The following is a 451-nucleotide window of genomic DNA, read 5'->3' as shown; positions in this document are numbered from 1 at the left end:
CTATTAAGTTTTGGTTATCAAGTAAAGGTCGTATCTCCAAGTCACTTACAAAATCTACTGGTCAGTACTCTCAAAAAAAATCTTCAGCAATATGACAACCTGTAGTCATATTTCCTTTTGTATACTCTTAAGTGGGCAAAATATTTCGTGATATTCATCATAGCCCAATTATTTTACAGGAGGTTCCAAATGGATACAAAAACACTTGCAGAAAGCTATTTTACGGCAGTAAATGAGGGAGGCTGGGAAGATTTCGTAGCTGAAAACTTTGACTATGGCATGTGCGATAGTATAGAAATTCGACAAGGACGTGATGTTTATTTGCAAGGCGCAGGCCAATTCTATGCTTTGAGCCAGCATCTTGAAGTGAAGCAATTACTTGTTGATGGTCGAGCAGTCTCAGCTTTAAATCGCTACCGTCTACATTCTCCTCAAGGAAAAGAACTAGAGC

General features: G+C 38.6%; 1 protein-coding gene. It reads left to right on the top strand.

Annotated elements, in window-relative coordinates:
• Nucleotides 1-189: 189 nt before the first annotated feature.
• On the top strand, nt 190-451 hold a 262-nt coding region (locus HV824_RS36245; protein ID WP_217918055.1), incomplete at its 3' end, for a hypothetical protein.

The organism is Myxococcus sp. AM009 (assembly GCF_013372605.1).
GTDB lineage: Bacteria > Myxococcota > Myxococcia > Myxococcales > Myxococcaceae > Myxococcus > Myxococcus vastator.
The sequence above is the reverse complement of the archived record's forward strand: the minus strand, read 5'-3'. Positions and strand labels throughout refer to the sequence as shown.